Source organism: Pseudomonas sp. ADAK2 TE3594, assembly GCF_053628675.1.
Genome location: NZ_JBRJGV010000001.1, coordinates 1,753,016 through 1,767,557, shown reverse-complemented (window position 1 = coordinate 1,767,557; position 14,542 = coordinate 1,753,016). Strand labels below are relative to the sequence as shown.

The window sequence follows — 14,542 nt, the reverse complement described above, 5'->3', positions numbered from 1 at the left end:
ACGCTTTGGTCCGCCGGATGAATATCCCCAGCGGCAGGATCAGGTAGAGCAGAACATAATCCATAGTGCACCTTCCCTAGTGTATGAAATAGTTAATCCAGCGGTACTGTCTCGCGCCAGTCGACCGCTTCCTCAAACTGAGGCTGCTCCGATTTATCGAGGTAGAAATCGCCAATCGCCAACACATCCATGTTGGTACGCATGAAGCAGCGATAAGCTTCGAACGGCGTGTTCACAATGGGCTCACCGCGCACGTTGAACGAGGTGTTGACCAGTACAGGACACCCTGAACGCTGGTAGAAGTGTTCAAGCAGCGCCCGGAACCGCGGGTTGCGCTCCCGGTCCACGGTCTGCACCCTTGCCGAGAAATCCACGTGGGTGATTGCCGGCAGATCGCTACGCACCAACTTGAGCAAGTCGATGCCGGTAAGCCGCGCATTCTCCTGCGCGATTGCCTTGCGAATGTGCTTTGCAATGGGCGAGACCACCAGCATGTAGGGGCTTTCCTCGACGATGTCGAAGTAGTCTGCCGCTTTCTCCTCAAGCACCACGGGAGCGAAGGGTCGGAAGGACTCGCGAAACTTGATGCGCAAGTTCATGTTTGACTGGGTGTCCGAGCGACGCGGATCACCCAGGATCGAACGGCTGCCAAGTGATCGTGGACCGAACTCCATTCGCCCCTGGAACCAGCCGATGACCCCGCCGGCCTCTATGCTGGTGCTCACCCGCTGGTCGAGCTCTTCCTGCGAAAGCCTGTGAAAAACAGCGCCGCAGGCTTCCAGTTCGTCCCTGATCTGCTCCTCACTGTACTCCGGCCCGAGCAATGCCCCGCTCATGCCATCACGAACGCCAGCCGGTAGTTCGCGGGTTGTTACCCAGCGATATTTGCGGTCGGTCAGCAGCGCGGCGCCCAGCGAGCCACCCGCATCGCCTGCCGCCGGTTGCACCCACAGCCGGTCGAAAGTCCGCTCACGTGAGATCACTCCGTTGGCTACGCAGTTAAGGGCAACGCCCCCGGCCATGCATAGCGCTGTCTCGCCAGTGAGCTCACGGGCGGTCTTGGCCAAGCGCGAAACGACTATCTCCGTGACTTTCTGCACCGATGCCGCCAAATCGAACTCGCGATCGGTAAGTGGTGCCTCGGGCAAGCGCCGGGGGCCACCGAATAGCTGCTCAAAGGCATCGCCCGTCATTACCTGGCCCTTGATGAACTCGAACTTGGTCCAGTCAAGCCTGAAGCTGCCATCGGGCTTCACATCGATCAGATGCGAGAGGATCGTGTCGACGTAGTGAGGCTTGCCATAAGGCGCAAGTCCCATGAGTTTGTATTCGCCGGAGTCCACCTTGAAGCCGCAGAAATAGGTGAAGGCCGAGTAGAGCAGGCCCAGCGAATGGGGGAAGGACAACTCCGCGACCAGCTTGATGCCGTCTGGCTTACCGTGCCAGAGCGTGGTCGTGGCCCATTCGCCGACACTGTCGATACACAGGATCGCAGCGCTCTCGAACGGACTGGGGAAAAACGCCGATGCAGCGTGGGACTCGTGGTGGCCATGCACTTCGATTCGGCGACCGTCCCGGTCTCCCATCGCTGCGAGATGACGCACGACCTCACGGTCCATCCGGCGCTTTTTCGATAGCCATTCGCCAAGCACCGGTGCATAGGTGCGCGCTGCCGAAAACCCGGCCACGGCTGCCGTCGAGAGCACCCGACGGAACTTGAGCGCCGGGTCTTCGTAATAGGCGACATGGTCGACATCGGCCAGGTTTATACCTGCGTACTTCAGCACGTACTCAATGGCCCTGCATGGAAAACCCGGGTCATGTCGGATCCGACTGAAACGCTCTTCCTGGGCGGCGGCGACGATCTTGCCGTCCACAACCAGAGTGGCCGCGCTGTCATGATAAAAGGCAGAGATGCCAAGCGTTATCGTCATAGCAGCGACCTCACTTTTTCGCGAAACTTATCCAGCATTGTTTGCTCCCTGGGTGGATTGAGCGCGACGAATCCATTACGCACGCGCGCCCAAAGTTCATCACGGTCACTTCTAGAAAATGCGCAAAGGTAGGTATCCAGACTCGCGGCAGCCCATGCGGTATGCCCGGTAGAGATGTTGTCGATGGAGTTGTGCAGATCGACGAACATCGTCGGATAGCCGTAGGCGACCAACGCCTTGTGGGTACGCCGATAACCGCCGCCTACACCGGATAGCTCCATCGCCAGGTTCAACCCGAGAATCTCCGGGCAGTAGGTTTGGGGATATCGTCCGATGGACAACCAGAACACGGGCAGCTCGAAGTCCTCGTCGTTGAAGCAAGCTGCGTTGGCGTATCCGGGGTCGGCGGTGGCCGGCAACTCGCCATGTACTGCCTTGAGCAGATGGCGGTAGATGACGGGATGGTTCTGCGCCTCGATTCCGTTGCCCAACTCATCGTAAAGCGTTTCAAACAGTCGGCTGCCGTACGCCGTGGAGGCTACCGCCGGATGGGCGAACCCGGCCAGCCAAGCCCCGTCGATCATTGTCAGCGGCGCCAAGGACAGGATATCGGCGACCACCTCATCGCGAGACGGCAACTCTTCGTTCTGTTCCAGTGCCTGGTTGGACGCTTCATGCTGGCCCTGCAACCACTGCTGCAGGACACCGGGCGCCCAATGCTCTGGCAACGAGCAATGCCCCTTGGCGACGCCATGGGCGGCCCTGGCCAGCCAGCTCTTCACGTAGTGACCGGCAAAGGATTCCTCTGACGGCGTGAGCTCCATACGCAACAGGCGCGGGTAAGCCTCTCGCGGACTGAATCTGGCGACCAACGCTTGGGTTTCAGCATTCTCGCGAAGACTCCCGGCGAGTCGGCCGTCGTCTTTCCATGCCTGGAAAGCCGGGGGCTGCATGGGCGCATCGGAGTAAGGCAAGCTGGAGATCCAGCGGTGAAGAATGGCGATATCGTCGCGACTGAAGATCCGGAACATCTTGCCCCGCGGTGAAATCAGGTTGGTGAGCAGTGGACTCGATTCCGGCTTGCCCGCCCGCACGTAGGCGCTGGCGGCAAGATGGTCGAGGAACGTCAAGGAGTCGTCGACCGCGAGCAAGGGCTTCATCGGCACCTTATTCAGCCGTGTCTTGTCATGGTATTGGCAAGCATCCAGCCGACGTCGGCTGATCAGGTGGCATGCCGCCTCTCTCGGATCGAGCCAGCGCTCAAGCACATTGAGCAGCGCTTCGTTCATCTCCTCGACCTGCCGGCGCGCCCACAGATAGCCTTGGCGCACCCCATCGTTTCCGGCCGCTCCCATGTGCACGAGAAATTCCCGGACGGCCACTTCAGCGAGCACGGCGAGATCATCGGTACTACCGGCGGGGTCGCGACGCAGATCGAGAAACTGGCGTGCGGACGGCTCATTACGGGCGATGAACTCGAACGCGGGCAGCAGCCCGCAATGGCGCAGGTAAAGGTTGACCCCCAGGATCTGGGCCGTCAGCGACTCCGGGAAATGCCCCAGTACGACCAGGGTCGAGGCAACGTTGAAGGCCCCGTCCGAGATCCTTGGGTCGGCCACCGCTCGCAGGAGATCTTCGCCAGCATCCGCCAGCGCATGCTGACGCAGCAATTCCTGGTAGCGCTGGATACGACTGGCCCCCGGTTGACCGGCACCCACATCCGCCGCATGGATACTCAGTGCGGCCATGGCATGGCGCGCTTCATTATTCCAACTGCCACACAGCCCATGAATCAGGTGCTGGCTGCCGATCAGAAAGGGAGCCGACTCCAGCGCCGCCTTGGCGCCCAGCGCCTGGGCATCCGCTTCGTTCGTCTCGACTGCCTGTGCCAACCGTCGGAATCCGTCACGCAATGGCCCAAGCCGTTCGCATGCAACGCTCGCCAGCCCTGCCAAGGCCGGCGCGCTGGTGAAGTCGACGTCTGCCAGCTCCGTGCCATGCACCGCACCCAGGCAAGCGCCCAGGGTGACCGGCGTGAACATGCGCCTGGCCTCTCCCCCGGTCTCTGCCCCGAGGAAACTGGAAAAGATTTGCCTATTAGTCTTCATCAGTGCATTGGATAGATGGAGGAATTGTTTTTCTTCTTGGCTTTTTTCTTTTTCTTGAACAAAGAACCAAGTGCCTTGCGAATTCGCTGGAACATAGAGCCTCCTAAACTTTCATTGCAGGTATCGATGAATGGCGTGTGCTACGACATCACTGCCAAGGTCGGTAAAGTGCGCACGATCAACGTATAACCATTCATCGGCCGGACGTTCTCTGAAATCATCGATTAGACTGGCAAATCGAATACCCAAGTCATGACAGCTGTTGGCCAAACTATCAGCGTAATACTCCGCGACAGCCGGCGCGGATATGTCGCCATACAAATGCTGCCAAGTACCAAACCGGGAAATCCGATCAAGTTCGTCGAACAATTTCTGCTCTTCGGCGCACGGCGCTCTTGTCCAAGTCGCCAAAGGCTGGAGAACGAATGTAAGTTCCGCACCCAACGAATCCGCGAGCTGCTTCCAAGTAGTCAGACAACTCATAGTGTCTTTTAGAGCGCGCACCAGAGTTTGCGAAATCGGCGGAACCTCGGTCGTTTCGGCTGGCCACTTTGGAAGTTTGCCAGGCGGCAGTTCTGCGCCATTCTCCTCAGCAATTTCATCAAACTTTTCGTAGTAGTCACCGCAGAAGTAGAACGGCGGCAGATCACCTCGAATGAACTCAGGAAGACGCGCCATGACCAGAGTGTTGAAGCCGCCCATGATCACGATGCGTCGCACTTTGGGCAGTCGATGGGCATGCAGCACGAACAGCATCAATTCCTGGGTCGCATTGAAGGTATGACCCGCAAAATTCAGCCATGGCGTATCGTCTGGATCATACGTGGACAGGCGGCTCGCTACCGAGGCAGCATCGCTGGAAGCCCCGTAACCCAAGGCTGACGAGGCCCCGACCAGCAAATTCACCTCTGACAGCGCGCTGCCCTCGAGGGTGCCGACACTGATCGGCCGGCCTTGTGCATCATGGGCCAGGCGAAATCCGAGCCGATCGGTATTGATCGATTCCGAACGGTAGTCGGCGGCATTGAAACCCATCACATAAGGCAGGTATTGGGAACGACTGCGACTGGCGAATTGATCGTAGGTGAGCATCTGAGGTGTCAACTTCACACGTTCCAGACTGGGATCATCCAGCGCGATACGCTTGCGTCTTTTAAACATGGCCAAGCCACTCCTTTAGCGAGAATCAGAATTCCATTTGATCAGCCGAATTTTTTCGAGGCGAACGACTCCACCCCTTTCGAATTCTTATCGAAAGTGCGAATTTGCCAATATCGACCCATGGCAAGCCATACACGATAAGTTTTGGCTATTACTAACCAAAACCATTACATGTATGAAGATCGAAACTAACTAAAATCGTATGCGAGCGATAAAATTCACATCGCGATGCGACGGGGCGGGAAATTCAGTGATGGCTGTTGCGAGGTGAAATATGAAGGTATTGCATACTGCAATACGGTGACGCGGAGAGCTTCCATGCATTGTATCGTCCCTTTACCTTTTATACTTTTCAGCCCCTCAGGGAGGAGTCATGCGATCGAGTCTAGACATTGGATCCAGAATGTCAAATGAAAGTACCTGCATTTCTTCCATGGGAAAAAACATTCATGAAAGGGCGAGCAAATCAACAAACCCCGTGAATGCCCGGTCACTCATGCCAATTAAATGACAGCACTAATATTGACATTGAAATTGCCCGGACAGACGGACCGGTGTTGCGGCACTTACTGGCGGCGCAGTGAATATACTCAGCGGAGGGGGACTCATGCCTCGGAGAGCCATCATGCGCACGGTTCACGTCATCGAAGCCGGGAGAACGCCCGCTCCGGTCAAAGTTGTTGGAGAGACGATCACTATTCTTGCTGGCGGCGATCTGACCAAACCCTTTGAAATGCACATCCAGGAAGGTGTGCAAGGTGGCGGGCCACCGCTGCACTTTCACCCTTGGGACGAAGCGTTCTATGTCATCGATGGACAGGTTGAAGTGACCGTCGCGGGTCAATCCACCACCCTCTCGACCGGCGGCTACGTGCACATCCCCGCCGGGTCGATCCATGCCTACAAGAACATCAGCCCCACCGCGAAAATCATTGGCGTGGTTTCCGACCCACGAGGAGGTCAGCTCTTTGCAGCGCTGGATCAGCTCAAAGTGCCCGAAGACCTGCCTCGGATACTGAAGATATCTGAAGGCTTCGGCGTTACGTTTCTGCTGCCGAAATCACCAGGACACGCGTAGGGGAACGTTCAGGCAGCACCACCCTTGGCCTGTTGCTCCAGGTGCAGCTGCAACTCTGGATCGATCTTCAACGCCGCAGCCAGTTCGTCCAGATAGTTGCGCTCGGCGTCCTGCTGATCGTCCACCAACATCACGCTGGCCAGGTACATCTCGGCGGCCATGCCCGGGTCTTGGGCCGACTGCGCCACATCGGCGGCATCCAGCGGTCGGGCGACTTCGTCATCGAGCCATTGCTGCAGTTGCGGGTCGTCGGTGTGTCGGCCGATTTCGGTGCTGATCATTTGTTTCTCGGCATCATCGATGCGGCCATCGGCCTTGGCGGCGGCGATCAAGGCACGAAGGATGGCGTGGCTGTGGTCTTCGATTTCCGGGCCAGACAACAGGTCAACGGTGCGCGGTGCCTGTTGCGGTGCCGAGGCCTGGCTGCGTTGCCAAGCCTGATATGCCTGGAACGCCATCATCCCCAAAGAAGCCAATGCCGCGTAGTTGGTGCCGCCCGAGCGCGTTTGCGTCGAACCGCCCATGGGTGATCCGCCGCCCAGCAGACCACCGAGCAAACCACCCAAGCCTCCGGCGCCCGCACCGGCGCCCCCGCCACGCCCTAACAGACCACCCAGCAACCCGCCAAGATCGCCCAAACCTCCTTGAGCTGACGCCGCACCGCCACTTTGTTGCGACTGCGAGCCCTGGCCGGCCCGCAGTAATTGTTCGAGCAGATCGCTGGTGTTCATGACGACGTCCTCATCAATGGCAGAGACTCAGTCAGGCAACGATAGCCCTCGCCGGACACCTGCGCCATATAAGTACTCACCGGTGCAGCCGCGGGATCCCCCATGAACGCTATCGCTCAAATTTGAGCCAGGGGGTAGCTCACCCTGTGAGCTATTCCTGGCCGGAAGCCGTTACAATTCGGGTCAACGCTGGGCGTTCGCAACGCACTGAATTCATTTGAAGAAGGAAGCACTACGTGCAACGGAATTTCTCCCTGGCCCTTATCGTCCTGGCTGCAACTCTAGGAGGCTGCGCCGCCAACAAGCCGACCAACGATCCATCCTTGATTGGTTCATGGAAAGGCCTGCGGGCAGATAACGGCAAATGCCAGTTCCTGTCCTGGAACAACAACTTCAAATCCGACGGTAGCTTCACCATCACCTTTTTCCGGGATGCCCAGCAGACCCAGCCGATTCAAACTGAACATGGCACCTGGTCTGCTGCCAATGGCAAGAACGAATTGAGAACCGATGGAGTGCGTTTGCCAGATGTCTACACCTATAAGTTGATCGATGCCGACACGGTGCATTACGTAAATGTGGCGTCAGACCCTTCCGGCGATTGCCAGGAAGACTATGACTTCACTGAGCGCCGCATTCGCGGTTAAGCATTGGGGGCCCTGAAACAACAAAGCCCACTGGACTGGGCCTAAGATGAGCACGGATCGCTCATCAAAACATCCACTCAAAGGACGAACACGATGAGCCGCACCAGTCTTTGAAATACAAAACGCCCGATGCGGTGCATCGGGCGTTAGGGTGAAACAGGTGTAAACCTATTTCAGGACTAGACAGGGTGCGTCTAAGCGCAGGAAACGCCTCCGGGCAAGTCTATTTGGATTCTGACGTCGGTTGTCTGGCTGCAATGCTCGGATCCGGTACTTCTTTCCAGCCCTTCTTCAAATAGACATCGGCGACGATTTTCCGGATAAAAAAGCAATATCCAATGGGCAAGCACACGACGGGTATACCCATCCACGGTGGGCCCGCCATGACCCCCAAGCCAATTGCAATTACCCAGATCAATAGATGGGGCCAGAGTTGCGCAAAAAATAGATAGATAGGGCCAAGGAAAAAGATCGCTAAAACCTGGAATGCACCGACTTCCTCTGTCTCATTACTTTCTGGATTCTTAAAATAACGTGCCACGCCAATTCCCCTACAGAAGATGTCTACTTCTGTAGTATCTGCACGATCCGCTTAAGCTTGAGTACGTCACACTGCGCCTTATGGTTGGCTTGTGCACCTATGGGTGTGCCTGAGGATCAGGCGAGTTCGGTCCAGCCAAGGCCCGCCGAACACGATGATCTCTGATGGCCTGCCTATTCACACTCCTGACAGAAACTGACACCGCCTCCTTTTATGCTGCGCCCACCTTGAATGGAGCAGCCCTATGATCACTCCCCGTTATATTTTGCTTTTCGTGGAAAACCCCGCCGTCAGTGCGCGGTTCTATGAGTTTCTGCTGGAGCGCAAGCCCGTGGAAGAGTCGCCAACCTTCGCGCTATTTGTCCTGGAGGGCGGCTACAAACTGGGGCTCTGGTCACGGCATACCGCCGAACCGGCAGCGCAAGCGACGGGCGGCGGGACCGAGCTGGCGTTCCCGGTGGAATCCGCCGAGCAGGTCGATGCACTGTTTGCCGATTGGAGCGCGCTCGGGCTGACCATGGCCCAACCGCCGACAGAACTCGACTTCGGTCGCACCTTCGTCGCGCTTGACCCGGATAACCATCGGCTGCGCGTGTTCCACCCCTCGCTGAGCTGACGTCCGTCCCGGCATCGGCCGGGCACAGGCGTACAGTGCTTTAATTCTTGCCCCGGATATTTCCGGGGTATTTTTTTGCCCGACGGCTAAGATTCATAGGTGGTGAACCTTATTCCCGAAAATCCGGTCGATACCTGCAACCCGACCCGGTTTGCCGACGCCCTCAACAAGAGGGTGATAACTGGCTTGCTTCACTTTCTGGAGAACGCCCCCGTGATATCCACTGTACACATTGCCAGGCTCAAAGCATGGGGCGCCCATGGTTTTACCGCCACTGGCGTGGTCACAGCCTTCCTCGCGACCCTCGCCTTGTTGGAGAACCAGCCCACCAATTGCCTGCTGTGGCTGGGCGTGGCGCTGATCGTCGACGGGCTGGACGGCGCGCTGGCGCGCAAGGTCAATGTGCAGTCGGTGCTACCGAGTTTCGACGGTTCGATCCTCGATCTGGTGATCGACTACTTGACCTACGTGTTTATCCCGGCACTGTTCATCTACCGTTACATCCCGTTGCCGGACTACACCCTGCTGCTGACCGTGTCGCTGATTCTGGTGTCGTCGCTGTTTTGCTTCTGTAACGTCAACATGAAGAGCAAAGACAACTACTTCCAGGGCTTCCCCGCCGCGTGGAACGTGGTCGCGTTGTGCCTGTACATCATCGACCCATCGCCATGGATCACCTTGCTCACCGTCATTGGCCTGGCGCTGCTGACCGTGACCCGAATGAAATTCCTGCACCCGTTCCGCGTGCGCCGGTTCATGCCGATCAACATTGCCGTAACGGCCATCTGGCTGCTGTGCAGCTTGTCGCTGGTGGTCAACCACCCGGTCATCAATCCGCTGGTGATGGGCTTGTGGCTGCTGATGTCGGCGTACTTCCTGGGGATCTGCTTCTGGCGCACGGCGCTTGAGTGGTTCGACGGCTCGCGGCTCAAATAGGCACTGCGATCATGCCGATCCACATCGTGCAACTCGGCTCACCCCGCACCGCGAATGAAGGCCTGCGCCTGGGCACGGTGCGCCGCCCGCCCCGCGGTGTACCGAAGGCCGAATTTGCCAGCCGGGATTTTTACGACGTGTGGCAGCCGCTGCTGTCCCCCAGCCCCGAGTTGGTGGCTGAAGCCAAAGCAGCTGAAGATGCCAAAGCCTGGGACGCTTTCAAGCGCAAGTTCAAGGCCGAGATGAACCATCCCGCACCCAGTCAGCTGCTCGACTTGCTGGCCGCCCTCTCCCATCAAACGTCTCTGGCCGTGGGCTGTTACTGCGAAGACGAGGCACACTGCCACCGCTCCGTGTTACGGGAATTGCTGGAGGCACGGGGCGCGAAGGTTGTCTAGATAAAGAAAACACCACAAATCCCCTGTAGGAGCGAGGCTTGCCCGCGAAGAGGCCAGCCCATTCAGCATCAATGTTGCCTGACACACCGCCATCGCGAGCAGGCTCGCTCCCACAATTGATCTTCGGTGTGACACCTCTGCACTTGAATGCAGCACGAACTTCAGCCCGCAGCTGCCTTGCGGACGAGAGGTTGATCATGGTCAATACTTAGAGGATTGAATGGCTATCGAATGACCACACGTCGGGCGCACAGGCGCTTCCCCATCGCAGCCCTGGGGGACCGTCATCTGCTCGTTTACCCACGGGAGGTTTGTCATGTCTGGTCAAGCTCGTTTCATGCTGGTCGCTTCGCCCCTGATGGAACACAGCCCCGCCTTCGACCGTGCCGCGGCGCTGGCCAAGGCTGAGGATGCGGCCTTGCACATCGTGGCCTTCGATTATCTAGAAGGTCTGGCGACCGCCGGCTTGGTCAACGAAAAGGCCTTGGAGCAGATGCGTCTGGGCTATGTCGAGCGCCACCGCCAGTGGCTTGAGGAACAGGCCCGCCCCCTGCGCAAGATCGGTGTGCACGTCACCACGGAGGTGACTTGGGTCGAAAATCCGCTGGAAGAAATCCTGACTCACCTCAAAGAGCAGCCGATGGATGTGCTGATCAAGGCGCTGGAGCATCAATCACGGCTGTCGCGGCTGGTGTTTACCCCTCTCGACGTGCATTTACTGCGCGAATGCCCGGTGCCGCTGCACTTCGTCAGCCATGCCATTCATGCGTTGCCGCGCAAGATTGTCGCCGCGGTCGATCCGTTCCATCGTGATGATCACTACAAAAGCTTCAATGACCGGATTCTGCACGAAGCGTCAAAACTGGCGAGCGCCTGCGATGCCGAGCTCGACGTGGTCTACGCCTATGACCTTTCGTCCATCAGCTCGGACGAGTTCAGCTTCGAGAACGGTTCGGCGTTTTTTGCTTCGGACAAGGCCAAGACCCTGTTCGACTTCCAGGAGGATGCCTTCAACGAATTGGCCGCGCGCAACGGCATCGCGCCGGAGCAACGGCACATGATCATGGGCAGCCCGACCAAAGTGCTGACCCGCTATGCCGATACTTATGACGTCGACGTGATTGTCATGGGCCGGGTCGGCCATCGCGGCATGGGCCGGTTGATCGGCAGCACGGTGGAGCATCTGCTGTACAAAATGCCGTGCAGTGTATGGGTGGTCTACACCGAGCGGCTGGATGAGTAATTGCGCCGCACGCGGTCCCCTGTAGGAGCTGCCGCAGGCTGCGATCTTTTGATCTTCAAGACCAAAATCAAAAGATCGCAGCCTTCGGCAGCTCCTACATTGCCCTCCTCAAAGGTTCAACGCCGTGTAATCACCACCTCCAGGTATTCACTGGGCACCACCAGAGACCGTTCCCCCGCTCGGTTCAGGCGATTCAGCAGTTCGGTCAGGTCGTTTTCCAGGGCCGTGCCCTCTTCGGGTGGCAGGGTCGCAAAGGCCTTGTGAACCGGGCCATACCAGGTACGGAAGGTGTCGATAAAGTGCGCGGCCGAGCGATAGCGGAAATTGAACAACCGCCGTGTCACCTGGAGCTGGAAGTCGCGCTGGTCGAAGTGCGAGCTCAACCAGGCTTCGGTGCCCCAGTTCGAAGGGGATTGCGCGCCTGGCGGTGGCGGCATGTGGCGGCCCAGGGTCTTGAACATCTGGCCGACGTAGCCTTCAGGCGTCCAGTTGGCAAGGCCGATCCGCCCGCCAGGACGGCACACCCGCGCCAGTTCCGCGGCGGCCTTGGCTTGATCCGGCGTAAACATCACACCAAAGGTCGAAAGCACGGCATCGAAACTGGCGTCCTCGAACGGCAAGTCCTCGGCATCGGCCACCTGAAAGGTCACGTCCAGGTGTTCCGCCCGTGCGCGGTCTTCGCCGCGTTCAAGCAACTTGGCCACATAGTCAGTGGACGTGACCTTGCAGCCCCGGCGCGCGGCGGCGAGCGTTGCATTACCGTTGCCGGCGGCGACGTCCAGCACGCGCTCATCACAGAGCAAGTCGCAGGCTTCGGCCAGTTGTTCGCCGACGATTTGTAAGGTGGTACCGATCACGGCGTAGTCGCCGCTGGCCCACGAGGCCATTTGACGGTTTTTCAGGGCAGTGAGGTCAATGGGGGTACTCATGGAGTCTGCTCCGTTGCGGGTTGGAACGCGTCCCGGCTCACTCCGCCGTGGTGGGATCGATGATGTTCATGACCCGGGAAACGCTGGTGATGGGAAATTCACCCTTTTGGGCGTGCTCCCTGATGAGTCCCTCATTCGGCGCGATGTACACGCAGTAAATCTTGTCGCCAGTGATGTAACTCTCCAGCCACTGCACCTCCGGCCCCATCTCACGTAACACATCGCAGGATTTTTGCGAGATCGCTTTAAGCTCCTGTTGCGGCAGTCCGCCGGCACCCGGAAGCTCGCGTTCAATAATGTATTTAGGCATGGCAAGTTCCTTTTTTTGTGGGTGATGACAGGGTCGGCAATGATCCCGTCGTCCACAAACTATCGCTCCCGGATACGCCGGCGTCCTGCCGATCGTCCGGAGAATTCACGAAATATGACATTCTCCGATGCATGGTCACCTATCTGTAACGCCGCATTAACAGATTGGCTTGCGTCGCCGAAAACGGCTTATGCGGCGGGCGTCTTGGCCTCTTCCAGCAATTGCCGAATCATCTGTTCCTGAGTCTCGTACCGTCCTTCGCCAAAGTGGGTGTAACGCACCTGCCCCTTGGCGTCGATCAGGTAATGAGCGGGCCAGTACTGGTTGTCGAAGGCGCGCCAGATCGCGTAGTTGTTGTCGATCGCCACCGGGTAGGTGATGCCGAGTTTTTTCACCTGGTCGCGGACGTTGTCGATGATGCGCTCGTAGCCGTATTCCGGGGTGTGCACGCCGATCACCACCAGGCCGTCCTTCTCGTATTTCTTCGCCCAGTCCTTCACGTAGGGCAAGGTGTGCTGGCAGTTGATGCAGTCGTACGTCCAGAAGTCCACCAGCACCACTTTGCCGCGCAGGGAATCGTTGCTCAGCGCTGGCGAGTTGAGCCATTCGACCGCGCCAGAGAGTGACGGCATCGCGCCTTTGGCCGTGTCCATGGTCGAGTCGGCCTTGACCTTGCTGATGAAGTAATCGACCACTTTCGGTACGGTTTCCAGCACGCGTTGTTCAACCGTGGTGACGCCTTCGGATGAGGTGCTGGCGAGCAATTTGTTGTCGGCACCCGTGGAGATGACTGCTGCAGCAACCAACACCGCCGCCCCCGTGCCGCGACGCAGCCAGCCAGTGAGCGGAATCGACGGTTTCAAGCGATTGACCAGGCCGCGACCGGCGAAGATCAAAATGCCCAGGGACAACGCGCTGCCCAGGCCGTAAGCCACCAGCAAAAGACTGGTCTGAGCGTTCGCATCTTGCAGCATCGCGCCGGTGAGGATCACCCCGAGGATCGGCCCGGCACACGGCGCCCAGAGCAGACCGGTGGCGACGCCGATCATCACCGAGCCTAACGGGCCAGACATTTTGCGAGTGTTGGGATCAAGGCGATTGCCCAGCAGCACGAACGGGCGCGCCAGCCAGCCACCGATGCGGGCGGAGATCAGCGACAGGGCAAACAGCACCATCACGATCAACGCCACATGGCGACCGGTGTTGTTGGCTTGCACCACCCAATCGCTGCTGACCACAGCCAGGCTGGAGATCAGGGCGAAGGTCAAGGCCATGCCGCCGAGGGTGAGCAGGATCGAAGAACGCGTGCGTTTAACCCCGGCAAACAGAAACGGCACGACCGGGAGGATGCAGGGGCTGAGGACGGTCAAAATACCGCCCAGGAATGCGATGAGGAACATGGGGATCACCTTGAAAATACGAGTCCATGTGGGAGCGAGCCTGCTCGCGATAGCGGTCTGGCAGTCACATGGATATTGAATGTGCTGCCGTCATCGCGAGCAGGCTCGCTCCCACATGAGAACGGTGGAGGTTCTACAGACCTCAGTTGTTTTCGTTGCAGCCGTCAGCGAATTTGCTGTAATCCAGGACCTGGGTTTTGCCTTGGGAATCCAGGTAGGTCATCCGCGCATTCACAATCCCGCAGGTAGGGGTGGCGTCCTGTTTCATCGAGAGCACTTTCTGGATGTCCAGGTGTGTGCCGTAGGTGTAGGTTTGAGCGGTGACATCGGCTTCGGCCCGGGCCGACAAGGTGCAGATGTTCAGGGCGGCAAACAGGCAGGCGGCGTAGACGGCTTTGGTATTCATGGTGGTTTCCTCAGGGCTTCAATAGGTCAATCGTTGATTGAGCCGAGGCGGTTGGGTTTGCCTCGATGGAACCTATTTGAAACCCGCGAGGTATCCCGTCTGTG

At 58.4% G+C, this 14,542-nt stretch carries 15 protein-coding genes; 6 read left to right on the top strand and 9 right to left on the bottom strand.

Annotation, left to right across the window (positions count from 1 at the left end):
- Nucleotides 1-92: 92 nt before the first annotated feature.
- The 3 genes from AB7M22_RS08145 to AB7M22_RS08135 all read right to left on the bottom strand — a co-directional run bounded on the left by AB7M22_RS08145 (nucleotide 93) and on the right by AB7M22_RS08135 (nucleotide 5,203).
- Nucleotides 93-1,934, bottom strand: coding sequence for a carbamoyltransferase family protein (locus tag AB7M22_RS08145; RefSeq protein ID WP_454185859.1), 1,842 nt, complete (start codon nucleotides 1,932-1,934; stop codon nucleotides 93-95).
- Complete coding sequence (locus tag AB7M22_RS08140) at nucleotides 1,931-4,042, bottom strand: iron-containing redox enzyme family protein (protein WP_454185858.1); 2,112 nt, start codon at nucleotides 4,040-4,042, stop codon at nucleotides 1,931-1,933. Before AB7M22_RS08140 ends, AB7M22_RS08145 begins: the two co-directional genes overlap by 4 nt.
- A 111-nt stretch (nucleotides 4,043-4,153) precedes the next feature.
- The gene (locus AB7M22_RS08135) at nucleotides 4,154-5,203 is read right to left on the bottom strand and encodes a hypothetical protein (protein WP_454185857.1); all 1,050 of its coding nucleotides are present in this window, start codon (nucleotides 5,201-5,203) and stop codon (nucleotides 4,154-4,156) included.
- A 625-nt stretch (nucleotides 5,204-5,828) separates the two neighbouring features.
- On the opposite strand from AB7M22_RS08135, the gene AB7M22_RS08130 reads away from it, so the two are divergent.
- The gene (locus AB7M22_RS08130) at nucleotides 5,829-6,281 is read left to right on the top strand and encodes a cupin domain-containing protein (RefSeq protein ID WP_454185856.1); all 453 of its coding nucleotides are present in this window, start codon (nucleotides 5,829-5,831) and stop codon (nucleotides 6,279-6,281) included.
- Between the two features lie 8 nt (nucleotides 6,282-6,289).
- On the opposite strand, the gene AB7M22_RS08125 is transcribed toward AB7M22_RS08130, so the two are convergent.
- Nucleotides 6,290-7,012 carry a tellurite resistance TerB family protein gene (locus AB7M22_RS08125; protein WP_454185855.1) on the bottom strand — a complete coding sequence of 241 codons (723 nt, stop codon included), beginning with the start codon at nucleotides 7,010-7,012 and terminating at the stop codon, nucleotides 6,290-6,292.
- 236 nt (nucleotides 7,013-7,248) lie between these two features.
- Between AB7M22_RS08125 and AB7M22_RS08120 the strand changes: the two genes are divergently transcribed.
- Entirely contained in the window at nucleotides 7,249-7,659 is a 411-nt protein-coding gene (locus AB7M22_RS08120; RefSeq protein WP_454185854.1) for a hypothetical protein, read from the top strand.
- A gap of 223 nt (nucleotides 7,660-7,882) precedes the next feature.
- Here the strand turns inward: AB7M22_RS08120 and AB7M22_RS08115 are convergent, their stop codons facing one another.
- Nucleotides 7,883-8,200, bottom strand: a complete 318-nt coding sequence (locus tag AB7M22_RS08115; RefSeq protein WP_454185853.1) for a hypothetical protein — start codon at nucleotides 8,198-8,200, stop codon at nucleotides 7,883-7,885.
- A 244-nt stretch (nucleotides 8,201-8,444) separates the two neighbouring features.
- Here AB7M22_RS08115 and AB7M22_RS08110 point away from each other — a divergent pair, with 244 nt between their 5' ends.
- The 4 genes from AB7M22_RS08110 (at nucleotide 8,445) to AB7M22_RS08095 (ending at nucleotide 11,393) form a co-directional block, all read left to right on the top strand.
- On the top strand, nucleotides 8,445-8,816 hold the full coding sequence (locus tag AB7M22_RS08110; protein ID WP_454185852.1) for a VOC family protein: 372 nt from the start codon (nucleotides 8,445-8,447) through the stop codon (nucleotides 8,814-8,816).
- 213 nt (nucleotides 8,817-9,029) lie between these two features.
- A complete protein-coding gene (gene pcsA / locus AB7M22_RS08105) occupies nucleotides 9,030-9,752 on the top strand; it encodes a phosphatidylcholine synthase (RefSeq protein ID WP_007895999.1) in 723 nt (240 codons plus the stop codon).
- An 11-nt stretch (nucleotides 9,753-9,763) separates the two neighbouring features.
- Nucleotides 9,764-10,150: a DUF488 domain-containing protein gene (locus AB7M22_RS08100; RefSeq protein ID WP_007896000.1), complete on the top strand. Its 387-nt coding sequence runs from the start codon at nucleotides 9,764-9,766 to the stop codon at nucleotides 10,148-10,150.
- 316 nt (nucleotides 10,151-10,466) lie between these two features.
- On the top strand, nucleotides 10,467-11,393 hold the full coding sequence (locus tag AB7M22_RS08095; protein ID WP_454185851.1) for a universal stress protein: 927 nt from the start codon (nucleotides 10,467-10,469) through the stop codon (nucleotides 11,391-11,393).
- A gap of 116 nt (nucleotides 11,394-11,509) precedes the next feature.
- Here AB7M22_RS08095 and AB7M22_RS08090 read toward each other — a convergent pair whose 3' ends face one another.
- From AB7M22_RS08090 to AB7M22_RS08075, 4 genes are all read right to left on the bottom strand, one after another.
- Nucleotides 11,510-12,322, bottom strand: coding sequence for a class I SAM-dependent methyltransferase (locus AB7M22_RS08090; RefSeq protein ID WP_454185850.1), 813 nt, complete (start codon nucleotides 12,320-12,322; stop codon nucleotides 11,510-11,512).
- A 37-nt stretch (nucleotides 12,323-12,359) separates the two neighbouring features.
- A complete protein-coding gene (locus AB7M22_RS08085; RefSeq protein WP_007896003.1) occupies nucleotides 12,360-12,632 on the bottom strand; it encodes a DUF4242 domain-containing protein in 273 nt (90 codons plus the stop codon).
- 188 nt (nucleotides 12,633-12,820) lie between these two features.
- Nucleotides 12,821-14,032, bottom strand: a complete 1,212-nt coding sequence (locus tag AB7M22_RS08080) for a cytochrome c biogenesis protein DipZ (protein WP_454185849.1) — start codon at nucleotides 14,030-14,032, stop codon at nucleotides 12,821-12,823.
- A 142-nt stretch (nucleotides 14,033-14,174) separates the two neighbouring features.
- Complete coding sequence (locus tag AB7M22_RS08075) at nucleotides 14,175-14,438, bottom strand: DUF2790 domain-containing protein (protein WP_454185848.1); 264 nt, start codon at nucleotides 14,436-14,438, stop codon at nucleotides 14,175-14,177.
- Between the last annotated feature and the right edge of the window lie 104 nt (nucleotides 14,439-14,542).